22 protein-coding genes and 1 tRNA gene are annotated in these 23,224 nt (G+C 62.6%); 18 read left to right on the top strand and 5 right to left on the bottom strand.

Going from position 1 to position 23,224, the window contains the following annotated elements; genetic code table 11:
• Positions 1–28 precede the first annotated feature (28 nt).
• From rbfA to NITMOv2_RS20570, 7 genes are all read left to right on the top strand, one after another.
• Positions 29–424 (top strand): 30S ribosome-binding factor RbfA, encoded by a 396-nt coding sequence (gene rbfA / locus NITMOv2_RS20600; protein ID WP_053382183.1) that lies wholly within the window; start codon positions 29–31, stop codon positions 422–424.
• Positions 421–1,398, top strand: a complete 978-nt coding sequence (gene truB, locus NITMOv2_RS20595; protein WP_053381643.1) for a tRNA pseudouridine(55) synthase TruB — start codon at positions 421–423, stop codon at positions 1,396–1,398. Before rbfA ends, truB begins: the two co-directional genes overlap by 4 nt.
• A gap of 14 nt (positions 1,399–1,412) precedes the next feature.
• The gene (gene rpsO, locus NITMOv2_RS20590; RefSeq protein WP_053381642.1) at positions 1,413–1,682 is read left to right on the top strand and encodes a 30S ribosomal protein S15; all 270 of its coding nucleotides are present in this window, start codon (positions 1,413–1,415) and stop codon (positions 1,680–1,682) included.
• A gap of 142 nt (positions 1,683–1,824) precedes the next feature.
• Positions 1,825–3,942, top strand: a complete 2,118-nt coding sequence (gene pnp / locus NITMOv2_RS20585) for a polyribonucleotide nucleotidyltransferase (protein ID WP_053381641.1) — start codon at positions 1,825–1,827, stop codon at positions 3,940–3,942.
• A 5-nt stretch (positions 3,943–3,947) separates the two neighbouring features.
• A complete protein-coding gene (locus NITMOv2_RS20580; protein ID WP_053381640.1) occupies positions 3,948–5,201 on the top strand; it encodes a M16 family metallopeptidase in 1,254 nt (417 codons plus the stop codon).
• 333 nt (positions 5,202–5,534) lie between these two features.
• Complete coding sequence (locus tag NITMOv2_RS20575; protein WP_053381639.1) at positions 5,535–6,044, top strand: hypothetical protein; 510 nt, start codon at positions 5,535–5,537, stop codon at positions 6,042–6,044.
• 51 nt (positions 6,045–6,095) lie between these two features.
• Entirely contained in the window at positions 6,096–6,752 is a 657-nt protein-coding gene (locus NITMOv2_RS20570) for a hypothetical protein (RefSeq protein ID WP_053381638.1), read from the top strand.
• A 58-nt stretch (positions 6,753–6,810) separates the two neighbouring features.
• Here the strand turns inward: NITMOv2_RS20570 and mutS are convergent, their stop codons facing one another.
• From mutS to NITMOv2_RS20545, 5 genes are all read right to left on the bottom strand, one after another.
• Positions 6,811–9,465 (bottom strand): DNA mismatch repair protein MutS, encoded by a 2,655-nt coding sequence (gene mutS, locus NITMOv2_RS20565; RefSeq protein ID WP_053381637.1) that lies wholly within the window; start codon positions 9,463–9,465, stop codon positions 6,811–6,813.
• Positions 9,458–9,802: a LapA family protein gene (locus NITMOv2_RS20560; RefSeq protein WP_053381636.1), complete on the bottom strand. Its 345-nt coding sequence runs from the start codon at positions 9,800–9,802 to the stop codon at positions 9,458–9,460. Before NITMOv2_RS20560 ends, mutS begins: the two co-directional genes overlap by 8 nt.
• The gene (gene tsaE / locus NITMOv2_RS20555; RefSeq protein ID WP_083448261.1) at positions 9,799–10,389 is read right to left on the bottom strand and encodes a tRNA (adenosine(37)-N6)-threonylcarbamoyltransferase complex ATPase subunit type 1 TsaE; all 591 of its coding nucleotides are present in this window, start codon (positions 10,387–10,389) and stop codon (positions 9,799–9,801) included. The genes NITMOv2_RS20560 and tsaE overlap by 4 nt, the downstream gene beginning before the upstream one ends.
• Positions 10,379–11,935 (bottom strand): bifunctional ADP-dependent NAD(P)H-hydrate dehydratase/NAD(P)H-hydrate epimerase, encoded by a 1,557-nt coding sequence (locus NITMOv2_RS20550; RefSeq protein WP_053381635.1) that lies wholly within the window; start codon positions 11,933–11,935, stop codon positions 10,379–10,381. The genes tsaE and NITMOv2_RS20550 overlap by 11 nt, the downstream gene beginning before the upstream one ends.
• 105 nt (positions 11,936–12,040) lie before the next feature.
• Positions 12,041–12,754 carry a pyridoxine 5'-phosphate synthase gene (locus NITMOv2_RS20545; protein ID WP_053381634.1) on the bottom strand — a complete coding sequence of 238 codons (714 nt, stop codon included), beginning with the start codon at positions 12,752–12,754 and terminating at the stop codon, positions 12,041–12,043.
• Positions 12,755–13,037: 283 nt separating this feature from the next.
• On the opposite strand from NITMOv2_RS20545, the gene alaC reads away from it, so the two are divergent.
• From alaC to NITMOv2_RS20490, 11 genes are all read left to right on the top strand, one after another.
• Positions 13,038–14,234: an alanine transaminase gene (gene alaC / locus NITMOv2_RS20540; RefSeq protein ID WP_053381633.1), complete on the top strand. Its 1,197-nt coding sequence runs from the start codon at positions 13,038–13,040 to the stop codon at positions 14,232–14,234.
• Complete coding sequence (locus NITMOv2_RS20535) at positions 14,231–15,544, top strand: homoserine dehydrogenase (RefSeq protein ID WP_053381632.1); 1,314 nt, start codon at positions 14,231–14,233, stop codon at positions 15,542–15,544. The genes alaC and NITMOv2_RS20535 overlap by 4 nt, the downstream gene beginning before the upstream one ends.
• Positions 15,545–15,548: 4 nt before the next feature.
• The gene (gene thrC, locus NITMOv2_RS20530) at positions 15,549–16,607 is read left to right on the top strand and encodes a threonine synthase (protein ID WP_053381631.1); all 1,059 of its coding nucleotides are present in this window, start codon (positions 15,549–15,551) and stop codon (positions 16,605–16,607) included.
• A 16-nt stretch (positions 16,608–16,623) separates the two neighbouring features.
• Positions 16,624–17,835 carry a 2,3-bisphosphoglycerate-independent phosphoglycerate mutase gene (gene apgM / locus NITMOv2_RS20525; protein WP_145976458.1) on the top strand — a complete coding sequence of 404 codons (1,212 nt, stop codon included), beginning with the start codon at positions 16,624–16,626 and terminating at the stop codon, positions 17,833–17,835.
• A gap of 6 nt (positions 17,836–17,841) precedes the next feature.
• Positions 17,842–19,062, top strand: coding sequence for an aspartate kinase (locus tag NITMOv2_RS20520; RefSeq protein ID WP_053381629.1), 1,221 nt, complete (start codon positions 17,842–17,844; stop codon positions 19,060–19,062).
• Positions 19,063–19,190: 128 nt separating this feature from the next.
• Positions 19,191–20,753, top strand: coding sequence for a citramalate synthase (gene cimA / locus NITMOv2_RS20515; RefSeq protein ID WP_053381628.1), 1,563 nt, complete (start codon positions 19,191–19,193; stop codon positions 20,751–20,753).
• Between the two features lie 135 nt (positions 20,754–20,888).
• Positions 20,889–21,164: an integration host factor subunit alpha gene (locus NITMOv2_RS20510; protein WP_053381627.1), complete on the top strand. Its 276-nt coding sequence runs from the start codon at positions 20,889–20,891 to the stop codon at positions 21,162–21,164.
• 41 nt (positions 21,165–21,205) lie between these two features.
• Entirely contained in the window at positions 21,206–21,553 is a 348-nt protein-coding gene (locus tag NITMOv2_RS20505; RefSeq protein WP_053381626.1) for a MerR family transcriptional regulator, read from the top strand.
• 58 nt (positions 21,554–21,611) lie between these two features.
• Positions 21,612–21,688, top strand: a tRNA-Pro gene (locus NITMOv2_RS20500).
• Between the two features lie 87 nt (positions 21,689–21,775).
• The gene (surE, locus tag NITMOv2_RS20495; protein ID WP_083448401.1) at positions 21,776–22,588 is read left to right on the top strand and encodes a 5'/3'-nucleotidase SurE; all 813 of its coding nucleotides are present in this window, start codon (positions 21,776–21,778) and stop codon (positions 22,586–22,588) included.
• A gap of 5 nt (positions 22,589–22,593) precedes the next feature.
• Complete coding sequence (locus NITMOv2_RS20490) at positions 22,594–23,220, top strand: DedA family protein (protein WP_053382181.1); 627 nt, start codon at positions 22,594–22,596, stop codon at positions 23,218–23,220.
• Positions 23,221–23,224 lie beyond the last annotated feature (4 nt).

The following is a 23,224-nucleotide window of genomic DNA, read 5'->3' as shown; positions in this document are numbered from 1 at the left end:
CGAGACGATGACGGCGAATGGCGGAACTATGGCCAAGACGACATACAAGCGGGCCGACCGGGTCGCGGATCAGATTCGGATGGAAGTGGCCGACATTCTCATGCGGAAAATCAAGGACCCGCGTGTGCGGTCCGTCACCGTGACGGACGTGGAGCTCACGGCGGATTTGCGGATCGCGCACGTCTTCGTCACGACGATGGAAACCCAGGAGGCCGAGCGCGAAGTGTTCGCAGGGTTGGCCAAGGCGAGCGGATTCGTCAGAGCGGAGCTGGGCCGCCGCCTGACACTGCGATATCTTCCCGAAGTGATCTTCAAGAAGGATGTCAGCGGCCCGCGCGGCGATCGCGTCTTGGAATTGCTCGATCAATTGCACGGTGGCATCGAGCAACCCGACGCGCCGAAGCCCGAAGGCCCGGTGGAATGACCAAGCCGATGCTTGCGACGATGGATCGCACGAACATCATGGAACAGGCCGCGCGTCTCGACGGCGTACTGATCGTGAGGAAAGAAGCCGGGTGGACGTCGCACGACGTGGTCGCCAAGATCAGGCGTATTCTCGGCGGCGCCAAGGTGGGCCATGCCGGCACACTCGATCCCGCCGCCACCGGCGTGTTGCCCGTGTTGATAGGGCGCGCCACCCGCATCGCCGAGTATCTGGTCGATTGGGACAAAGAGTATCGGGCGGTGCTGCGCCTCGGGGAAACCACCGATACGCAGGATGCCACCGGTCGGGTGCTGGAGCGGGCCGATGCCGCCCATATTGAGGAAGCGGTCGTGCGCGCGGCTGTTGCAAAGTTCCTCGGCCCGCAGCAGCAAGTGCCGCCGATGTATTCGGCCGTGAAAGTCGGAGGGCGCCCGTTGTATAAGGCGGCCAGATCCGGGCAGACGATTGAACGCGCGCCGCGTCCCATTGTGATTCACGAGTTGGACATTCTCGACCTGCAAGGCCGGGACGTGACGTTGCGCGTCGTTTGCTCGAAAGGCACCTACATCCGGACCCTCTGTGCGGACATCGGCACCGCGCTGGGCGTGGGCGGCCATCTGTGGGCGCTGGAGCGCCGGCGCGTGGGTCGCTTGTCGATCGATCACGCCTTGACGGTGGAGCAGGTCGCGGACCGCTCGGCGATGGGGACATTGCCCGGCTGTCTGATCGGTTTGGATCAGGCGCTCGCGCAGTTGCCGGCCGTGGTGGTGACGAAGGAACAGGCGGGGCGGGTGCTGCACGGAGCTCCGATCGCTTCCGACAGCCGTGGCGAGGCGGCGGCGGCGCCCGGCTCTCTATCCGTTCGGTTGAAGGACGAAGAGGGGCGGCTGCTCGCCATCGGCGCCTTCGAGCGCGGATCGCGCGGACCGATCACGATTCAAAAAGTATTGGCGGGAGTTGAGTCACTTCATTGAAGAGGAGCGGGACGATGGCATTACTGAAGGAAGCGAAGACGGAATTGATCAAGCAGTATCGGCAGCATGAGGCGGACTCCGGTTCCCCCGAAGTTCAGATCGCGGTCCTGACCAACCGCATCGCGTACCTCACCGAGCATTTCAAGACGCACAAGAAAGATCACCACTCGCGGCGCGGGTTGTTGCAGCTGGTGGGGCGGAGACGGCGGTTGTTGGATTACCTCCGCGGCGTGGACGATGCGCGGTATCGCGCCGTGATCGATCGACTCGGCATTCGCAAGTAGCCGACTGGGGCAAGCCGCTGTCGCACGTCCCGTGCGACAGCGTGGATTCGCATGTCGCACAGGTGAACACGGACATAGGCTCAGGCGAAGCCTGAGCCTATCTCTGTGGGCATCTGTGGGACCTAACATGAGGAGACCATAGATGGTACATGTTGTTGAACTCGATGTGGCGGGCCGGACGCTCCGGCTCGAAACCGGCCGCGTGGCCAAGCAAGCCGACGGATCGATCTGGGCGTCGTACGGCGATACGGTCGTGCTGGCGACCGCGGTCGCCTCCCAGACGGCGAAACCGGGGGTCGACTTTCTCCCCTTGACCGTCGACTACCAGGAAAAGACCTACGCCGCCGGCAAGATTCCCGGCGGCTACTTCAAGCGGGAAGGCCGGCCGTCCGAGAAGGAAGTGCTCACCAGCCGGTTGATCGACCGCCCCCTCCGTCCGCTCTTCCCCGAAGGCTACTACTTCGAAACGCAGGTCATCGCCTCGGTCCTGTCCGCCGACAAGACCGGTTCGTCCGACGTGATCGGCATTACGGCCGCGTCGGCCGCGCTGGCCATTTCCAATATCCCGTTCAATGGACCGGTCGCCGGCGTGAAGATCGGCCGTGTCAATGGCCAGTTTATCGTGAATCCCGATCTGGACACGATGGAGAAGAGTGAGCTGAACCTTGTCGTGGCCGGGACGGCCGACGCCGTGATGATGGTCGAGGCGGGCGCGGACGAACTGCCCGAAGCGACGATGCTGGAGGCGCTGGAACTCGCGCATGCCGAGATCAAGAAGATCGTCGCGAAAATTTCGGAGCTGGCGAAGAAAGTCGGCAACAAGAAGCGCGAGGTGGCGGTCGAATCGATCGATCCCGCCCTGGCGGCCAAGGTGAAGGAACTCGTGGCGCAGCCCATCAGGGACGCGATCATGATCCCGAACAAGACGGCGCGGCAGGAGCGGCTCGATGCGATCCTGTCCGATGCCGTTGAGAAACTCAAGAATCCGGACGAACCGAGCAGCGAGCGGCACATCAAGATCGTCTTCCATGGATTGGAGTATACGGAAGTCCGGAACATGATCCTCGAAAAAGGCTCGCGCGCGGACGGCCGCGGTCCCGCGGATATCCGTCCCATCACCATCGAGGTCGGCGTCCTGCCGCGCACGCATGGGTCGGCGCTCTTCACGCGCGGCGAAACCCAGAGCCTCGCCGTGGTGACGCTGGGCACGACCGAGGATGAGCAGCGGATCGACGCGCTGGAAGGCGAGTACACGCGCACCTTCATGCTCCATTACAATTTTCCGCCGTTCAGCGTGGGCGAGGCGCGGCCGCTGCGGTCGCCGGGCCGGCGCGAAGTCGGGCACGGGGCGTTGGCCGAGCGGGCGCTGAAGCCCGTCATTCCCGGCAAGGAGAGTTTCCCCTACACGCTCCGCATCGTCTCCGAAATTCTCGAGTCGAACGGCTCGTCGTCCATGGCGACCGTCTGCGGCGGCACGCTCGCGATGATGGACGCCGGGGTGCCCATCAAAGAGCCGGTGGCGGGCATCGCGATGGGCCTGATCAAGGAAGGGGACGCCGTCATGATCCTCTCCGACATCCTCGGCCTCGAAGACCATCTGGGAGACATGGACTTCAAAGTCTGCGGGACCAAGAACGGTGTGACGGCGCTTCAGATGGACATCAAGATCGGGGGGATCACGACGGCGTTGATGCAACAAGCGCTGGAGCAGGCCCGCACCGGCCGGCTCCACATTCTGAGTCACATGGCGAAGGCCCTCGGCGCGCCTCGCGCCAATCTGTCGCCGTTCGCGCCGCGGATTTTCACGCTGAAGGTCAAACAGGACAAGATCCGGGACGTGATCGGTCCGGGCGGAAAAACCATCCGCGGGATCATCGCGGAGTGCGGCGTGAAGATCAATGTCGAGGACACGGGCATCGTCACGATCGCGTCCGTCGACGAAGCCTCGGCGCAAAAAGCCAAGGACATGATCGGCCGGCTGACGGAAGAGGTCGAAGTCGGGAAGACCTACCTCGGGACGGTGCGGAAGATCATGGACTTCGGCGCCTTCGTCGAAGTGCTGCCGGGGACGGACGGCTTGGTCCATATTTCCCAGTTGGCCCATCATCGGGTGAAGGCGGTCTCCGATGAAGTGGCGGAAGGGGATCAAATCCTGGTGAAGGTGCTCGAAATCGACAAGCAGGGCAAAATCCGCCTCAGCCGGAAAGAGACGATGCCGGCTCCCTCCGGGAGCGGCGCGAAGGAACCCACGGCCGGGTAACAGCCTTGTACCGCAAACTCATCCTGGATAACGGGATCCGCCTCGTCACCGAGCGGATCCCGACCTTGAAATCCGTCACGGTCGGCATCTGGGTCAATACCGGCTCCCGCGACGAAGAGCCGGCGCAAGCCGGCTACTCCCATTTCATCGAACACATGTTCTTTAAAGGGACGGCCACGAGGTCGGCTGCGCAGATTTCGCGGGACATCGACGCTCTGGGCGGCGAGATGAACGCCTTTACCACCCGCGAAACCACCACCTTCTACGTGAAGGTGCTCGACCAGCATCTGCTCCAAGCTCTGGACCTGCTCTCCGATCTGTTTCATCGGTCCCGGTTCGGCCGGAAGGAAATCGAAAAAGAAAAGCGCGTGGTGCTGGAAGAGATCCGCATGGTCCTCGATGATCCCGAAGACCTGGTGCAGGAGCTTCACAGCGGACAGGTCATGGGGCGCCATCCCCTCAGTCGCCCGATCCTGGGACAAGCCGCCACGGTGTCTGCGATCCGGCGACACGATCTGCTCGCGTATATCGAGACGCACTACCGGCCGCAGGACATCGTCATTGCGGCCGCAGGAAATTTCGATCAGTCCCGCCTGGAGAAAACGATCGCGCGTCAATTCGGAAAGCACCGGCTGGGCGCGGCCGCGGCCATGAGCGCGCGATGGCCGCCGGAACTGTTCGGCGGCCGGTTGATGAAGCGCAAGCGGCTCGAACAGGTGCATCTCTGCGTCGGGCTCAAGGGCGTGCCCGCAGGCCATAAGGACCGCTATGCCGCGTATGTCGTCAACAGTGTGCTGGGGGGCAGCGTCAGCTCGCGGTTGTTTCAGGAGGTGCGCGAAAAGCGGGGATTGGCCTATTCGATCTATTCGTTCTTGTCCGGCTATTCGGACGCCGGCACGTTGACGGTGTATGCGGGCACGCGACCGACGGAAGCGGAACGAGTGCTCGATCTGATCAGGCGCGAGATCAGGCGTATTTCGACGGAGGGCATCGGACGCGAAGAACTCAGGCGGACGAAAGATCAGATGAAGGGCAGCCTGATGCTCAGCCTGGAGAGTTCTCACAGTCGCATGAACAAATTGGCGAAGGACGAGCTCATCACGGGATGCCATACGAGCTTGGAGGACATGCTGACGGAGATTGACGCCGTGATGGAAGAGCAAGTGTTCCGCGTGGCGCAAGAACTATTGGCGCCTGGTACGATGGCGATCACGGGATTGGGGCCGCTGTCGTCGAAGCAATTGGCGTCTCTTAGATGAGAAATCTTTAATCCGATCTCGATTCCCCGAAGGCGCTCAGTTCAGATGACTTTTAGTAAGTAAATGTAAACATTGAACAAAGTCTGTGAATTGAGAAGTGGATGTTTCGCCAAACAATCGCTTGACACAAATTAGCGGTTTAAGTACCATTGCCAACGTTTTCCGGTACAGAGAGATCCAGGCGAGGCGACGCGGCGGAGGAGAAACAAGAGAAAGGGGGATCTAACACTTTCTCTCGCCGAGCGGCGCTTCGGATATTGTTTTTCTGATTTATCGTCTTTAAGCGAGCGTTCATCCGTTGTGAGTTTCATTTTTATGAAGGAGGGACTAGGTATGAAGAGGGTCGTAGTTCTAGCCGCTGTCGCAGTGTTCTCTGTCCTCGGCTTGCTATCGGCCGAATTTGCCGTGGCAGCCGATGCCCCGGGCGGAGGTGGAGTAGCGGACGCCATCGTAGGCGGCAAGCCGCTCAAGGCAGAAGCCACCAAGACGCTCCAAGGCCGTGTCTGGTCTCAGTGGGCCGATAATCCCGACGGCGAACTCTTGTTCGGGATCCAGTATTGGAATTCCGGCGAGCCCGCCTCCGGCACTCCGGCCGGCCGCTCCTCGACGCAGTTGGATGTGAAGCCGCCGGATCCTTTGTTCAGCTGCTGCGCGTGGGGCTTCGTCGGAGGGACGGAAAAGAATAACCCGTACTCCGGTTGGTACCATGCCGCCACGACCGTCCGCTTGGCCGTGAAGGACAAGGCGCTGATGGACCAGATCATCAAGGCTTCCCAGGACCTCGTCGCGATGGAAGTGACCTTGGATGGTCGGACGATCACCGGCTTCAAGGTTCTTAAGTAATCGATATCGTCAAGCTTTCATTCTTTTATGTTGTTGAAGGAGGACGCGATTATGAAGCTTCAGAAGCAAGGCGGAGCTGTTCTGGCTGCCGTTGCGCTGGTAGTCGGCATGGCTTCCACCGCATTGGCCATCGAAGCGTTCCAAGAGCGGTTTGAATGGGGCGATATGAGCAAGCCGACCACGCTGCAGGGCCGCGTGATCGTGCTGGATCCGTACGATGAAGCGGTGTGGATCAATATCGCCGTGTTCGGCGGCAACGCCGAGAGCGGCCTGTTCTGGCAGAAGATCCACCCGGGCAAGACCCTGAAGTTCTATGCCGACAAGGGCGCCTGGGAAGAGCTGAAGAAGATGGGTCGCGTCCATGCGGGCCCCGCTGCGGCGAAAGAAGTGCCGCCCAGCAGCACGACGGATCTGATCGAATTTGTCGCCCAGGAGACGGAGCAGAATCACCGCGTGATCACGTCGGTGAAGAAGCTCCCGGAAGTCGCGGGTGCGCAAGGGAAGCCGCTGAGCATCTCCGCTCTTCGCCTCAAGGAATGTGCGGGGAAAAGCGACTTTGACTCGGCTTGCGCAAGCGCCAAGCAGAGCCTCACTACTTCGCCCAAGGGTGCCGACAACGTCCGCATGCAGTATGACGTGATGATCCCGGGAGGAAAGCCGGTCGGTGGGTTGATTCCCTGGACCGCATCCTACAATCAGGGACATTGAGCTAAGTCCGAGAGTCGGATGAACCAAGAGCGGCCGCTCCTCACGGGGCGGCCGCTTTTTATTTGTCTGTCGATGTGCGGGTGTCCGGCAGAATCCTGCGCTGCAGCTCGGCCAGCCGGTTCAGCGCATCGAGCGGGGTCATCGAAAATAAATCGATCTGCTTCATTTCCTCGACGATCGGATGGGGCTGGGGAAGGGGCTCCGTCGTCCGGGTGGCCTGTTGCGGGAAGAGACCGGCCGGTGCGGCGTCGGATTGTTCGAGCTGCCTCAGCACTTCTTGCGCCCGGGAGATCACCGAGGGAGGAAGTCCCGCCAGTTGGGCCACATGAATGCCGTAACTCCGATCCGCGCCTCCCGGAACGATTTTTCTGAGGAAGACCACGTCGCCATCTCGTTCCTGCACCGCCACCCGATAGTTCTTGATCCCCTCCCGCTGCTGCTCCAACTGCGTCATCTCATGGTAGTGAGTGGCAAATAAGGTGCGCGCGCCCAGTTGCGTGCGATCGTGGATATGTTCCGCGACCGCCCACGCGATGCTCAACCCGTCGTAGGTGCTGGTGCCGCGGCCGATTTCGTCCAATAAAATCAGGCTGCGCGCCGTGGCATTGCTCAAGATCCCGGCGGTTTCGACCATCTCCACCATGAAGGTGCTGTGACCGCCGGCCAAGTTGTCTGAAGCTCCCACGCGGGTGAAGATGCGATCGACCAGTCCGATCCGCGCCTCATCCGCCGGCACGAAGCTCCCCATCTGCGCCAACAGCACAATCAACGCGACCTGGCGAAGGTACGTACTTTTCCCCGCCATATTGGGACCGGTGAGGATCAACAGGCGATGGTCTCCGAGATTCAACTCGGTGTCGTTCGGTACGAACGCCAAGTCGGGAACGAGCCGTTCGACGACGGGATGGCGGCCGTTGCGGATGGCGATCACGCCGCTCTCGTCCACTGCGGGCTTGGTATAGCGGTGGAGAGCCGCGACTTCGGCCAGCCCGCTCAGGACGTCGATCAGCGAAAGCGTCCGGGCCATCGCCTCCAACCTGTGCGACTCCCTGGCCAAGCGCTCGCGGACCGCGGCGAACAACTCCTGTTCAAGCGCCAGGAGCTTGGCGTCCGCGCCGGTGACGCGCTCCTCCAGCTCCTTGAGCTCGGGGGTCATGAAGCGCTCGGCGTTGACGAGCGTCTGTTTGCGGATATAGTCGAGCGGCACCCGGCTCAGATTCGCCTTGGTGATTTCGATGTAGTAGCCGAAGACCTGGTTGTAGCGCACCTTCAACGATTCGATGCCCGTCCGCGCGCGCTCCTGGTGCTCCAGCCCGGCGATCCAGCCTTTCCCATCTTTGCTGGCCTTGCGCCATTCATCGACCCGGGGATCGTAGCCGTCCCGGATGACGTTACCGTCCCGGGCGGACAACGGGGCCTCCGGCTGGATGGCCTGCTCGATGAGGTCGTACATGTCCCGGCCGTCGTCCCAGGACTGTCTGGTTTCGACGATCAGCGGACTCCGCAGCGCGGTGAGCTGTGCGAGAATCTCCGGCATGGCCGCCAGCGACTGCTTCAATGCCAGCAACTCGCGGGGGCCGGCGAGGCCCAGCACCAGACGGCTGCCGAGGCGGGCGATGTCCTGGACGCCGCGCAGCGCCGTTCGTAGCGCCACCCGTTCCTGCATCCGTTCCTTCAGCTCGCCGACTGCGTCGAGCCGAGCCGCGATGAGAGGGGATTGAATCAGCGGCCGCACGAGCCATTGCCGTAGCAGCCGGCCGCCCATCGCCGTGACGGTACGGTCCACCACGGACAGGAGCGTGGCCGGTCGCGGATCCTGTCCGGTGTCGGGAGCCGCCAGGGGCTTCAAGAGCTCCAAATTTCGGATCGTCACGCTGTCCAGATGCATCGTCTCGTTGTCCCATCGGACTGCCAGGCGGCGGATGTGGTCGAGCGGCGCGGTCGGCTGTGTGTCGCGGAAGTAGTGCAGGACGGCCCCCGCCGCCCCCAGTGCGACGGACAGCCCCTGACACCCCAGAGCATCCGGCGTTTGAAGGCGGAACTGCCGCAGCAACATCCGGACAGCCTGGTGGTGATCGAACGATGCGACCGGGCGCTCGCACAAACGTGCCGCTTTCATCTGTCCCAGCCACTCCATCAGCCGGCGGTCCGCCCCGGAAGGGAACAGCACCTCGCGCGGTTCCAGCCTGGTCAATTCGTCCGAGGCTTGAGAGAGGGCGCGAGGGCCGGCGAACTCCGTGATCCAAAATTCGCCGGTCGAGACGTCCAACGCCGCGAGGCCGATGGACAGACCCTGCGTCGAGGCCGATCGACAGGCGAGCGCGACCAGATAGTTGGACTCGACCGGCGAGAGAAATTCCGTATCGACGAGCGTGCCGGGCGTGTAGAGCCGGACGACTTCCCGCCGGACCAGACCTTTGGCGAGTTTCGGATCTTCGACCTGCTCGCAGAGGGCCACGGTGCGCCCGGCCTTCAGGAGCTTGGCGATGTAGCCCGTGGCGGCATGGTACGGCACCCCGCACAGCGGGACGGGAACGGGACTGTTCTTGTCCCGCGACGTGAGGGCGATCGACAACAGGCGGGACGCCTCCTGCGCGTCTTCGAAGAACATTTCATAGAAATCGCCCACGCGGAAAAACAGGATCGCCTCGGGATACCCCCGCTTGATCTCCAAGTACTGGCGCATGAGCGGGCTGGCGTCGCTGTCACTCATCGGCCAGATCCTGCGACGGTTCCAGCGGCGCTTGGCCCGGCGGCCGAGCTGACAGCTTCTCGAGTGAGAGGCGCAGGCGCTCGAGATCCACCTCGGCCTCCTGGAGGGTTTTCGTCTTGCGGCGCAATTCGATGCGGCTGCGCACCCAGGGCGGGAACAAGAGGATGCCCGCGACCAGCAGCCCCATCACAAAGGCGGTGAGAATGGGCTTGTAGATCGGCGTTGACGCTTCCATCAATCCGAAGAAATAGCGGAGCGTCACTTCCTGTTCCTGGTTCTGCAGAAAGAACGCCAACGAGAGGAGCAGCAGGACGCCGACGAGGATCAACCGTATCATCGTCCCGCCTTTCCGGCACGCCGGCGCCCGGATCCCGGGGTGCGCCGGATGGCCCTCATCCGGTTCAGCAGCGCCCGCGATGCGGGTCCGCGCGCCGACAACTCGGCCGTTCTGGCGGTCGGGCTGACATGCAACAGGCGCACATCGAGGCGATCCGCCGGAAGCAAGGCGGGAAAACGATCCGCCCATTCAATGGCCGTGACCGCGCGGCCGTCGAAATATTCCTGTAATCCGATGGTCTCGGCCTCGGCTTCGCTCCGCAACCGATAGAGATCGACATGGACCAGAGGAAGCCGGCCCTGATATTCATGGATCAACACAAAGGTGGGACTGCTGACCGCCGCCGATGCTTGGAGCCCATCCGCAATCCCTCTGACCAAAGACGTCTTGCCCGCTCCCAACTCGCCGACCAAGGCCAACACCTCTCCACCTCGGGCCGCCTGTCCGATCGACCGTCCCAGCGTCTCGGTCGCCGCGCCGGAAGGCAAGCTCACCCGCGTCGCGGTATCGGCCGCACTGCCGCGCCGCTGCGCGCGTGGACGGTCTCCGCGCCGGGCTCTCGGGACAGAGACGCGCTTAGCCTTCATGGCAAGCCTTGAGCGCGTGAGGAATCTGAGCGATGACATCTCCGGCTACCATACCGGCCGGCCCGAGCGCCGCGGCGGTGAGGTCGCCGGCATATCCATGCAGGTAGGTGGCAACGCAGGCCGCTTCCCACGGCGGCAGGCCTTGAGCCAAGAGGCCGACGGTCATGCCGGTCAACACGTCGCCCGTCCCGGCCGTCGCCATTCCCGGGTTGCCGGTCGGACAAATCGCAACCGCACCGTCCGGTCGAGCAATAACCGTGCGGGCGCCTTTCAACACGAGAAAGACCCCGCGCTCCCGCGCAAATCGGGTGGCGGTGCCGATGCGATCGGCGTTCACCGACTGGGCCGTCGCATCCGGTTCCAGCCGTGCCATTTCGCCGGGATGCGGCGTGAGGATCGGCGGCTGTTTACATTCGGTCAAGAGCGACGCCCGCCCGGCCAGCGCGTTCAAGGCGTCGGCATCGAGCACGGCGGGCTTCGCCAGTTGTTTGACGAGGCTCTGAACGAGCTCCACGGTTTCGGGGTGAGTGGAGAGCCCCGGACCGATCGCGACGGCCGTCCGTCCCGCGATGAACGCGGACAGCCGCTCGAACGCGTTTCGCGAGAACGTGCGAGCCTTCGTCTCCGGCATGGGGGCCGTCATCGCTTCCAGGAGTTTGGCTTCCAAGACATCGTTCACGCTCGACGGGATGGCGACGGTCACGAGACCGGCGCCGACACGCAACGCCGCTTGGGCGGCCATGGCCGCCGCGCCGGTCTTCCCCACCGATCCGGCGATCAGCCCCGCGTGGCCGAAAGTTCCTTTGTGACTGGACGGCCTCCGGACCGGTAAGGTCCTTTGCACAAACGAGCCGGTCACCAACGTCGTCCGGCTGTCGACCTCATCGATGAAGGAGGGGGGAATGCCGATGTCGGCGACTGTGACCTGGCCGGCATGGTCGATACCCTGGTTCAGGTACAGGCCCAACTTCGGAAGCCCGAACGTGACGGTGACGGCGGCCCGCACCGCATGACCCAAGACCTTGCCGGTGTCGGCGTGCAGCCCGGAGGGCAAATCCACCGCGACGACGGGCCGTCCCGCCCCATTGATGGCATCGATGGCGTCCGCATACCGGCCGCTCACGTCCGCTGAAAGCCCCGTCCCCAATAACGCGTCGACAATGAGATCGCTGCCCCGTATGAGCGTATGAACAGGCTCGGTTGAAGAATACGGGCGTGTTCTGGAGGTACCGGCGACACGGGTGAACTGCCGGTACATGGAAGCGGCGTCGGGAGTCAACTCCGCGACAGACGCCATCGCAAGCACGTGGACCATGGCCTGCTTCCGGTGAAGCAGCCGGGCCACGACGAATCCATCACCGCCGTTGTTGCCTTTGCCGCACAGAACGGTCACGCGTTTCCCGCGCACGGAGCCGAACACCTCCTCCAGCCGCGCCGAGACCGCGTGTCCCGCCCGTTCCATCAAGGTCTTGCCGGGAATGCCGGCTTCCGTGATGGTGCGGCGGTCGAGCGCCTGCATCTGCGCGCTGGTGATGATCTTCATCATGGCTCGACTATGCGGCGGTGAAATGGTGATGAAGCACCGATGACGTCATGGGCAAGGTCGCCGGGTGCAAGCCGGGAGCCGGCGCCGGCTGTGCTGGTCGGTCGGTCAGCTGAGCAGCGCCTTCATCTCTTTGACGGCTTGCGTCAGGCCGACGAGCACGGCCCGCGCGATAATGCTGTGCCCGATGTTGTATTCCACGATCTCCGGGATATGGGTCAGACGCTTCACGTTGCGATAATTCAATCCATGGCCCGCGTTGACGCCGATGCCCAGCTTGTAGGCCAGCTTCGCCGCCTGCGTGATGGCTTCGAATTCGGCGTCCGCTTCCTTCGAACGGGTGGCGTTGGCGTACCGGCCCGTATGGAGCTCCACAAAATCGGCGGAAATCTTGTGCGCCGCTTTCACCTGATTCAAATCGGGCTCGATGAACACACTGACCGGAATGCCGCCGTCGTGGAGCATCGTGATGATCGACTGCATCCGGTCCCGCTGCCCCGCGACGTCGAGTCCGCCTTCGGTCGTCAGTTCCTGGCGCTTTTCCGGAACCAAGGTGACGAGGTCGGGCTTCACACTCAAGGCGAGCTTCGCCATCGCTTCGTCGGCCGCCATTTCGAGGTCGAGTTTCGTGCGCGCGATTTCACGCAACAGTTGGAGGTCTTTGTCCTGGATATGCCGGCGATCTTCGCGCAGATGGACCACCAGGCCGTCGGCCCCCGCCAACTCCACCAGTACTGCGGCAGCCAGCGGATCCGGCTCCGTCCCCCCGCGGGCTTGCCTAAGGGTCGCGACGTGATCGATGTTGACGCCCAGCCGGGCCATGCTGCCTCCGTTCGACCTGTCGGGAACCAAGGAGAGTCGAAAGATGTATGGGGTGGTGGAACGGGGTATTACTATCAGAAAGGCGCGATCAGGGGCAAGAACGGACCAACCAGCCGTGCTGCGTGGGGGGAGGCGGGCGGTTGCCGGGAAAAAATCCCAACCCCACAGAATCACGTGCAAATTGACTCGGCCGGAAGCGCTCCATTAGAATAGGCCCTTCCAACGGCTTCCGATTGTCCGATCGTGAGCGGCCGTGGTTGACTTCGCACCGAAAAGGATCCCCATGGGGTTGGGCGACGGGTTTTATCGAATCAAGCGGCTGCCTCCCTACGTGTTCGCACAGGTCCAATCCCTTAAGCTGGAGGCTCGGCAGCGGGGAGAGGACATTATCGACTTCGGGATGGGCAATCCCGATCAGCCGACCCCCCCCCACATCGTCGAGAAAATGATCGAGGCGGCCCGCAAAGGGAAAAACCATCGGTACTCGGCCTCGCGCGGGATCACGAAGCTGCGCCACGCCATCTGCGGGTGGTACAAGCGCAACTATGACGTGGATCTGGATCCGGAAACGGAAGCCATCGTCACGATCGGCTCCAAGGAAGGGCTGGCCCATCTGGCCTTGGCCATGATCGGTCCCGGCGACGTGGTCCTCACGCCCACGCCGACCTATCCGATCCACATGTACAGTTTCATCATCGCCGGCGGGGAAGTCCGCGGGATCGAGCTCCGCCAGGACAGCGATTTTTTCGAGGATCTCACGCGCGTCTATCGGCAGACTTTTCCGCGCCCCAAAATCCTGGTCATCAATTTTCCGCACAATCCGACGACGGCCGTCGTCAATCTGGAGTTTTTCAAAAAGATTGTCGCGTTCGCCAAAGAGCACAACGTCATCGTCATTCACGATCTGGCCTACGCCGATCTGGTCTTCGACGGCTACAAGGCGCCGAGCTTCCTGCAGGTGGACGGGGCCAAGGACATCGGCGTGGAGTTCTACACCCTCTCCAAAGCCTATAACATGCCGGGCTGGCGGGTGGGCTTCTGTGTCGGCAACCGCGAGGTGGTGGGCGCGCTGGCGAAGATCAAGAGTTATCTCGACTACGGAATTTTCCAGCCGATCCAGATCGCCAGCGTGATCGCCTTGAACGGGCCGCAGGATTGTGTCAAGGAAACGGTAGTGCGCTATCAGAAGCGGCGCGACGCCTTGGTCGGCGGCTTGAACCGGATCGGCTGGCAGGTGACGAAACCGCTGGCGACGATGTTCGTGTGGGCGCGCATTCCGCTCCCGTACCGCCATATGGGTTCGTTGGAATTCTCCAAGCTGCTGCTGAAAGAAGCGAAGGTGGCGGTGTCGCCGGGAATCGGATTCGGCGAAGGCGGCGACGAATATGTGCGCTTCGGGCTGGTGGAGAACGAGCATCGGACGCGCCAGGCCGTGCGGGGCATCCGCAAAGCGCTCAAGCTCGACGGAGCCGAAGAATGAAGGCGCGCATCGGAGTCGGCATCATCGGCTTCGGCACGGTGGGGACCGGCGTGGCGAAGATCCTGTTAGAAAACGCCGCGCTCATCCGTCGTCGGGTCGGCGTTCCGGTGGACCTGGTCCGCATCGCCGATTTGGATGTGACCCGGGATCGCGGGATCACCCTTCCGGCCGGCCTCTTGACCACCGATGCCAAACACGTCATCCACGATCCTTCCGTGGATGTCGTGGTCGAATTGATCGGCGGGTACGAGGCGGCCAAGCGGGTCATCCTCGACGCGATCGCCGCCGGCAAACATGTGGTGACGGCGAACAAGGCGTTGCTGGCGCTGCATGGGGAAGAACTGTTCGACGCGGCGGCCCGCAAGGGCGTCGAGCTGGCCTTCGAGGCGAGCGTGGGCGGCGGCATTCCGGTCATCCGCGCCCTGACCGAGGGACTGGCCGGCAATACCATTCAGTCGATTTACGGAATCATCAACGGCACGTCCAACTATATCCTCTCCCGCATGACGCAGGAGGGCCAGAGCTTCGAGGCGGTGCTCAAGGACGCGCAGCAGGCCGGCTACGCCGAAGCCGATCCGACGTTTGACGTCGCCGGGATCGATTCGGCGCATAAGCTGGCCATTCTCGTCAGTCTCGCCTACGGGACGCCGGTCAATTTCAAAGAGATTTACACCGAGGGCATCACCCATATCACGGCCACCGACATCGCCTACGCCAAGGAATTCGGGTTTACGATCAAGTTGCTCGGCATCGCCAAGTTGGTGGACGGCGAAGTGGAGGCCCGCGTGCATCCGACCATGCTGCCGTCCGGCTCCCCCATCGCGGAGGTGGGAGGCGTGTACAACGCGATCCAATTGGTCGGCGACGCCGTGGGCGACGTCGTGCTCTACGGCCGGGGCGCCGGCTCGCTGCCGACGGGGAGCGCCGTCGTGAGCGATGTCATCGCCATCGGGCGCAATATCCTGGCGGGCGCCGTCGGCCGCGTGCCGGCCGCGTCGTTCCAACAGGATCAGCGCCGGCCCTTGCGCATGAAGCCGATGGAAGAAATCAGCTCGCTCTACTACCTGCGTTTCATGGTGGTGGATCGCCCCGGCGTGCTCGCGCAGATCGCGGGCGAGCTGGGCCGCTGCGGCATCAGCATCTCGTCGATGCTTCAGCAGGGACGCCGCGAAGGGCAGACGGTGCCCGTGGTGATCAAAACGCACATGGCGCAGGAACGCGACGTCCAAACCGCCCTCCGCGAGATCAACCGCAAGCCCTTCATCTCCGAACCCACCGCGCTCATCCGGGTGGAAGGCAAGGACGAGTAACGGCATGACGCGCTGGCGCGGCATCATCGAGGAATACCGCAAGTTTCTGTCGGTCACGGACAGTACGCCCGTGATCAGTCTGGAGGAAGGCAACACGCCGCTCATTCGGGCGGCGCGATTGGCCAAAACCATCGCTCCCGGCGTCGATCTGTACCTGAAGTTCGAAGGGGTGAATCCGACCGGATCGTTCAAAGACCGGGGTATGACGATGGCCATGTCCAAGGCCGTGGAAGCCGGTGCCCGGGCCGTGATGTGCGCCTCCACCGGCAACACCTCGGCCTCGGCGGCGGCTTACGGGGCGCGGGCGGGGTTGGCGGTCTACGTGCTCATCCCGGCCGGCAAGATCGCGATGGGCAAATTGTCCCAGGCGATGATGCATCGCGCCACGGTCATTCAGATCGAAGGGAATTTCGACCAGGCGCTGGCCATCGTGAAGGATCTCTCGGCGTCCCACCACATCGAGCTCGTCAATTCCTTGAATCCCTATCGCATCGAAGGTCAGAAGACGGCGGCCTTCGAGGTCTGCGATCAGTTGGGAGACGCGCCGAATCTCCACGTGCTGCCGGTCGGCAACGCCGGCAACATCACCGCCTATTGGAAGGGGTATCAGGAATACCGCACCGCCAACCAGATCACCAGATTGCCCCGCATGATGGGGTTCCAAGCGGCGGGCGCGGCGCCGATCGTCCTGGGCCGGGTGGTCGAGGAGCCGCAGACCGTGGCCACGGCGATCCGCATCGGCAATCCGGCCAGCTGGGCGTCGGCGTTGAAAGCCGTCGAGGAGTCCGCCGGCGCGATCGACATGGTGACCGACGAGGAGATTCTCCAGGCCTACGCGACGGTGGCGGCGACGGAAGGGGTGTTTTGCGAGCCGGCGTCCGCCGCCTCGGTGGCGGGGGTGGCGAAACTACAGCGGGCGGGCGCGCTCCGGGAAGGGGCGACGGTGGTCTGCACGCTGACCGGGCATGGATTGAAAGACGCCGACACCGCCATCAGTGTGTCGACGAAGCCGTTGACGGTGAAGGCGACACGCGAGGACGTTGCCCGATTGCTGAACGTGTGAGAGACCGGTGGGCGGAATGAAATATGTGATCGTGCATGCCGAGGGGATGGCCGATCATCCTCGGCCGGAACTCGGCGGGCGCACACCGCTGCAGGCTTCGGCGACTCCCCACCTCGACCGTCTCGCGCAACAGGGAGAACTCGGCCTGCTCGTCTTCCCGAGCGACGCAACCCGCCATGGCAGCGGGCTCAGCGGCACCGCGATCCTGGGCTATGACCCCAAAAAATTCTATCAGGGCCCCGGCCCGTTGGAAGCGGCGAGCTTAGGCGTTTCGGTGACGGAGCACGATGTCGTGTACCGCTGCACCATGGTCACGCTGAGGCCGGACGGCGGGAAGGTCGGGAGCGACTTTAAGAAGCTCGGCCCCCACGTCGTGATGGACGACGCGACGGCCGGGTTGATCGAAACGGAAGAGGCCCGCGAGCTGATCGATGCGATCAATGAGCAACTGGGGTCCGAGACCATTCAATTCTATCCGGGCGCCGGCCATCGGCACTTGATGGTCTGGGTCAACGGCAAACCGCGGGCCATCTGTGTCGATCCGCAATCGGTGCTCGGCCGTTCCATCGGCGACGCGCTGCCGGCCGGCGACGGGGCCGACATTCTGCGGAAGCTGATGGACGCGTCGTATCTCATCCTGCGCGATCATCCGGTCAACGAGGAACGTCTGGCGGCCGGGAAGAAGCCGGCCAATTGCGTCTGGCTGTGGGGGGAGGGGCGTGCGGTGGCGTGGCCGAGCCTGACGGAAAAATATCGCGTGGCCGGATCGATGGTGGCCACCAGCGACGTCCACCGCGGCGTGGGAATCTGCGCCGGCCTCGATGCCGTCGATCCCGACCGTCTCGCCGGGGGAGACCTCCGTGCCAAGGCCGCGGTCGCGCTCGAAGAATTCGCGAAGAAGGATTTCGTGTATGTCCATGCCGGATTGACCGACGAAGTGGTGCATGGCACGGATATCAAGGCGAAGGTCGGCGGCATTGAGGAATTTGACCGCGATCTCGTCGGCCCGTTGACAGAGGGGCTGGCCAAACGCGGGCCTTACCGGTTCCTGGTCGTCTGCGATCATGGCGAGGGCGCGCAGGGGCAGGCGTTCTACGCGTTCGGCGAAGGGGCCGGCAAGGCGGCTGCGGCCCCGGGGCGGCGGTTCACCGAACAGGATGCGCAGGCCGCCAAAACGCCCGCCCGCGACGCCACCAAATTTGTCACGAAGTTCTTCTCGAAAAGCTGACATCGGATGGCGTTGATCGTTCAAAAATACGGGGGCACGTCGGTCGGGACGATTGAGCGGATTCACCGTGTCGCCGACCGGGTGGCGCAGACGCATCGCGACGGACATCAGGTCGTCGTCGTGTTGTCGGCGATGAGCGGCGAAACGGATCGATTGATTCGATTGGCCCACGAGGCCACGCCCAATCCAGACGACCGTGAGCTGGACATGCTGCTTTCCACCGGCGAGCGGGTGACCATCGCACTGCTGGCGATGGAATTGCGCGGGCGCGGGTTGAACGCCCGGTCGTTCACTGGGCGGCAGGTGGGCATCATCACCGACAATGCGCACACGAAGGCGCGGATCGCCCGCGTGACCGCCGATCGCATCCGCGAAGCGTTGAGCAAAGGCGTGATTCCGGTGGTGGCCGGTTTTCAAGGCATCAACGAACATTCTGACGTGACGACGTTGGGACGGGGGGGGTCCGATTTATCGGCCGTCGCCTTGGCTGCGGCCTTGAAGGCGGACCGCTGCATCATCTTTACCGATGTGGATGGAGTTTACACGGCGGATCCCAATATCGTGCCGGCGGCCAAACGGATCGGCAAGATCGCCTATGAGGAGATGCTCGAAATGGCGAGCCTCGGCGCCAAAGTGCTCCAGACCAGATCGGTGGAGTTTGCGGCCAAATTCAACGTGCCGGTGGAGGTCAATTCGAGCTTCAAGGAAGGAAAGGGGACCCTCGTGACCAAGGAAGACGCGGATATGGAAGCAGTGGCGGTGGCCGGGGTCACCGGGGACCGCAATCAAGCCAAGATCACGATCATCGGGGTGCCCGACAAGCCGGGGATCGCCGCGCAAATTTTCGGCAAGGTCGCGCAGGCCAACATCAACGTGGACATGATCATCCAGAACATGAGCCAGGCGGCGCTCACCGACCTGTCCTTCACCGTGCCGCGTGCGGACCTCAAGAAGGCCGTGACGCTCGTACAAGAGGTGGCGAAGGACATCGACGCCAAATCGGTGTCGGTGACGGAAGCGATCGCCAAAGTGTCGCTGATCGGCGTCGGGATGCGGTCGCATTCGGGCGTGGCGGCGAAAATGTTCGAAGTCCTGTCGCGCGAGGGCATCAATATCATGATGATCAGCACCTCCGAGATCAAAATCTCGTGCGTGATCGACGAAAAGTACCTTGAGCTCGCCATGCGCTCGCTACACTCCGCGTTCGGGCTGGATCAGGGCCGGTAGCCCAACCCGCTCTCGACAGAGCAGCCGTCCACCTGATACCCTCTCTTCCCATGCCCCGACACACACGACCGTCGCGCGGCCCAGCCGGGCGGCCTTCCGCTCCGGAGCTCCGCCTGCCCGCCGACCGGATGGCGGCGCTGGAAATCTACGACACGACCTTGCGCGACGGCGCGCAGGCTGAAGATGTGACCTTTTCCGCCGACGACAAGGTGCGGGTGGCGCAGAAGCTGGACGAGCTGGGCGTGCATTTCATCGAAGGCGGCTGGCCCGGCGCGAATCCGAAAGATATCGAATTCTTCCGGATGATCAAGACCATTCCCTTGAAGCACGCGACCGTGATCGCGTTCGGCTCGACGAGAAAGGCCAGTAATTCAGTCCATAAAGATCCGAATCTGCAGGCGTTGCTGGCGGCCGAGACGAAGACCATCACCTTGTTCGGCAAGACCTGGTCGTTGCACGTCACCGACGCGCTCGGCATCTCACTCGCGAAAAATCTCGAACTGATCGGTGATTCGGTGGCCTACCTGCGCGGCAAGGGCCGACGGGTCTTCTACGACGCCGAACATTTCTTCGACGGCTACAAGACGAATCCCGAGTACGCGCTGGATACGATCCGCAAGGCGGTGGAAGCCGGGGCGGAACGGGTCATCCTGTGCGATACCAACGGCGGGACGATGCCGTGGGAGATCAGAAAAATTTGCGAAGTCGTGCAGCGGGAGTGCCGCGTGCCGCTGGGGATTCATGCGCATAACGACTGCGAGATGGCGGTGGCCAACTCGCTCGTGGCGATCGAGACGGGCATCGTTCAAGTACAAGGCACGATCAATGGAATCGGAGAGCGGTGCGGCAACGCGAACCTCTGTTCGATCATTCCGAATCTCGAGCTGAAAATGAAGCGGCCGGCGTTGAGCGACCGCTTGAGCCATCTGAAAGAGGTGTCGGGATTCGTGACCGAAATCGCCAATTTGATGCCGAACAAACACCAGCCGTATGTCGGCGACAGCGCCTTTGCCCATAAGGGCGGCGTGCATATCCATGCGGTGCTCAAGAACGCCGCGACCTACGAACATATCGATCCGGCGAAAGTCGGCAACCGACAACGGATGTTGGTGTCCGATTACGCCGGCCGGAGCGGCCTCTTGGAAAAGATCGAAGCCTACGGCATCAAGCTCTCAAAGAATCATGCCAAGGTGCAGGAGCTGGTCGACACCCTCAAGGAACGGGAAAGCCAGGGCTACCAATTCGAAGGGGCGGAAGGTTCCTTTGAACTGCTGATGCGGAAGGCGATGGGGAGCCATAAGCCCTCGTTTCAGTTATTGGGGTTCCGCGTCATTGTGGAAAAGAAGCAGGACAACGGCGCGCCCTTGTCCGAGGCGACGGTCATGGTCAAGGTGGGAGAGGTGGTGGAACATACGGCTGCCGTAGGAGCCGGGCCGGTGAACGCCCTGGACCATGCCCTTCGTAAGTCCTTGGAAAAGTTCTATCCTCAGCTCAGGGAAGTCAAACTGCTGGACTATAAAGTTCGTGTGCTGGCTGCCAATAAAGGAACCGAATCCAAGGTGCGGGTCTTGATCGAATCGGGCGACCATAAGGATAAATGGGGAACAGTCGGGGTGTCTGAGAATATCATGGAGGCCACCTGGCAGGCCCTCGCGGACAGTATCGAATACAAGCTCCTGTCGAAGGATTGAGCTTACCGACGCCGCTTCGCAATATTTATTCTTGACAGAGTTCCTAACCTCACGTAACTTAAGCAAAACTCGCCGCACATGGGAGGGGTCCCGGGCACCGTGCGGCGACGCGCTGTGGTCGCGTAGGGGGGTGGCATGAGAAAGGCTGATATTGCAAACGAGATTTTCAAGCAGGTCGGCATTTCCAAAAACGAAGCGGCAGACATCGTGGAATTGGTGCTCAATCTCTTGAAGTCCGTCTTGCAAAAAGGGGAATCGGTCAAGATCGCCGGGTTCGGCAACTTCGTCGTGCGCAGCAAGGGCGCGCGCAAAGGTCGGAATCCTCGGACCGGCGAAGAAATCGGTATTACGCCGCGCCGCGTGGTGACATTCCGGCCAAGCCAAGTATTCAAGAAGTACGTCAATTCGTAACGTTGCCTCACCCACATCGTCGAGCACCAGGAGGGCCGGTCATGGGAACTGAGCCCAGGCTGGGGAGCAAGGTTTTCTATAAAATCGGCGAAGTGAGCCAATTGACCAAACTGCCCGCCTACGTGCTTCGTTTCTGGGAGTCGGAGTTCAGTTTTCTCAAACCGAAAAAGAGCCGCGGAAATCAGCGGCTGTACGTGCAGCGGGACATCGAAACGGTCCTGGAAATCAAGCGCATGCTCTATGAGGAAGGGCATACGCTGGAGGGCGTCAAGCGATACTGGGCCCGGCGGGGACGCGCGGCGGCGAAGTTACCTCCGAGGGAGGTGGCCAAAAAACTTCGCGGGGATTTGCAAGCGATCTTGAAAATCATTGAATCGCATTCACCCTAGCGCCGTCCTCCCCATTGCCTTTCCAGGGACTTCCAGGGGACAATAGGCACGGATATGTCGGGGCGTGGCGCAGCCCGGTAGCGTACTCGCTTGGGGTGCGAGTGGTCGTGGGTTCAAATCCCGCCGCCCCGACCAATCATCGCGATCGTCTGTTGAATCGAGAAAGCTGCCTCGTGCAGCTTTTTTTGTCCCGTGCAGCTTTTGTATGGGTAGGAGATGGGCCTGCGCATCCTCGTCACCAACGACGACGGCATTCTTTCTCCGGGACTCGCCGCGCTGACCCGGGCGCTCTCGGCGCTCGGCGAGGTCTGGGTCGTCGCGCCAGACCGTGAACGGACCGCGGTGGCTCATGCCGTGACGCTCCACAAGCCCTTGCGGGTGCATCGCGTGGCTCACCGCATGTTCTCGGTGAACGGCACGCCGGTGGATTGCGTGAATCTGGCGCTGCTCAAGGTGATGCCCAAGCCGCCGGCGATCGTCGTGTCGGGGGTCAATAAAGGCGTGAATCTCGGCGACGACGTGATGTATTCAGGAACGGTCTCCGCGGCGATGGAAGGGACGATTCTCGGCGTGCCGTCGGTCGCCGTGTCTCAAGAAGGCCGGGATGCGTTTCGGTTTGCCGTTGGAGCGGCCTATGCGGCGCGCGTCGTGCGGCTCGTCCTGGACCAAGGCCTTCCGGAAGAAACGCTGCTGAACGTGAATGTGCCGAATCGGCCGCGGGCCTTGATCAAAGGCGCACGCATTACCTGCCTAAGCCGGCGGCGATTCCACAATCCGATCATCGAAAAGCAGGATCCGCACGGGCGGACCTATTATTGGATCGCCGGGACCCGCATGTCTTGGAGCCGCAGCAAGGACGCCGATCACGAAGCGCTGGAGGAGGGCTATGTGTCCATCACGCCCATCCATCTCGACGTGACGCACTATGGGGTGCTCGACCGGTTTCGTTCCTGGGAGCCGATGTTCCGGCCGAGACGCAGGCGGTTGTCGGCGGCAAGCCGGGCGGCCGGCCGGCAGAAGGACGGGAACCAGTGAGCGGACTGATCGAAGCGATCATCACGGAACTGAGCCGATTCGTCATCGCCTGCATTTCGAGGTTCGGGTACGGCGGCATTCTCTTCACGATGGCGATCGAGAGCGCCTGCATTCCGCTGCCCAGCGAAATCATCATGCCGTTCTCGGGCTACTTGGTGACGACGGGGGAATTGACGATGCTCGGCGTGACCCTGGCGGGCGCCGTGGGCAACGTCGTCGGGTCCGTGGCCGCCTACTATGCCGGAGTGTGGGGCGGGCGTCCGTTTGTCGAACGATATGGGGCCTATGTCCTAGTCTCACACCGGGATCTCGACATGGCCGACCGCTGGTTTCAGAAGTACGGCGAAGCGGCGGTGTTTTTCAGCCGTATGTTGCCCGTCGTGCGGACGTTTATTTCGCTCCCGGCCGGGATCGCGCGGATGCACTTCCCCCGCTTCGTGCTGTTTACGTTCGTCGGGGCTCTGCCTTGGTGCTGGCTCCTGGCATACGTCGGTGTGAAGATGGGCGAGCGATGGGAAGACTTGCGGGTGTACTTCCATCAGTTTGACGTCGTGATCGGCCTCGGCCTCGCAGCGGCGCTGGCATTCTTTGTGTGGTCCCACTGGCCCAAGCGGCGGGCCACCGCGGAATAGGTAT

The sequence above is a fragment of the Nitrospira moscoviensis genome, from assembly GCF_001273775.1.
GTDB lineage: Bacteria > Nitrospirota > Nitrospiria > Nitrospirales > Nitrospiraceae > Nitrospira_D > Nitrospira_D moscoviensis.
The sequence above is the reverse complement of the archived record's forward strand: the minus strand, read 5'-3'. Positions and strand labels throughout refer to the sequence as shown.

Coding starts and splice junctions, on each gene's coding strand:
- rbfA (WP_053382183.1), top strand. CDS start 29: ATGGCCAAGACGACATACAAGCGGGCCGACCGGGTCGCGGATCAGATT.
- truB (WP_053381643.1), top strand. CDS start 421: ATGACCAAGCCGATGCTTGCGACGATGGATCGCACGAACATCATGGAA.
- rpsO (WP_053381642.1), top strand. CDS start 1,413: ATGGCATTACTGAAGGAAGCGAAGACGGAATTGATCAAGCAGTATCGG.
- pnp (WP_053381641.1), top strand. CDS start 1,825: ATGGTACATGTTGTTGAACTCGATGTGGCGGGCCGGACGCTCCGGCTC.
- NITMOv2_RS20575 (WP_053381639.1), top strand. CDS start 5,535: ATGAAGAGGGTCGTAGTTCTAGCCGCTGTCGCAGTGTTCTCTGTCCTC.
- NITMOv2_RS20570 (WP_053381638.1), top strand. CDS start 6,096: ATGAAGCTTCAGAAGCAAGGCGGAGCTGTTCTGGCTGCCGTTGCGCTG.
- mutS (WP_053381637.1), bottom strand. CDS start 9,465: ATGAGTGACAGCGACGCCAGCCCGCTCATGCGCCAGTACTTGGAGATC.
- NITMOv2_RS20560 (WP_053381636.1), bottom strand. CDS start 9,802: ATGATACGGTTGATCCTCGTCGGCGTCCTGCTGCTCCTCTCGTTGGCG.
- tsaE (WP_083448261.1), bottom strand. CDS start 10,389: ATGAAGGCTAAGCGCGTCTCTGTCCCGAGAGCCCGGCGCGGAGACCGT.
- NITMOv2_RS20550 (WP_053381635.1), bottom strand. CDS start 11,935: ATGATGAAGATCATCACCAGCGCGCAGATGCAGGCGCTCGACCGCCGC.
- NITMOv2_RS20545 (WP_053381634.1), bottom strand. CDS start 12,754: ATGGCCCGGCTGGGCGTCAACATCGATCACGTCGCGACCCTTAGGCAA.
- alaC (WP_053381633.1), top strand. CDS start 13,038: ATGGGGTTGGGCGACGGGTTTTATCGAATCAAGCGGCTGCCTCCCTAC.
- NITMOv2_RS20535 (WP_053381632.1), top strand. CDS start 14,231: ATGAAGGCGCGCATCGGAGTCGGCATCATCGGCTTCGGCACGGTGGGG.
- thrC (WP_053381631.1), top strand. CDS start 15,549: ATGACGCGCTGGCGCGGCATCATCGAGGAATACCGCAAGTTTCTGTCG.
- apgM (WP_145976458.1), top strand. CDS start 16,624: ATGAAATATGTGATCGTGCATGCCGAGGGGATGGCCGATCATCCTCGG.
- NITMOv2_RS20520 (WP_053381629.1), top strand. CDS start 17,842: ATGGCGTTGATCGTTCAAAAATACGGGGGCACGTCGGTCGGGACGATT.
- cimA (WP_053381628.1), top strand. CDS start 19,191: ATGGCGGCGCTGGAAATCTACGACACGACCTTGCGCGACGGCGCGCAG.
- NITMOv2_RS20510 (WP_053381627.1), top strand. CDS start 20,889: ATGAGAAAGGCTGATATTGCAAACGAGATTTTCAAGCAGGTCGGCATT.
- NITMOv2_RS20505 (WP_053381626.1), top strand. CDS start 21,206: ATGGGAACTGAGCCCAGGCTGGGGAGCAAGGTTTTCTATAAAATCGGC.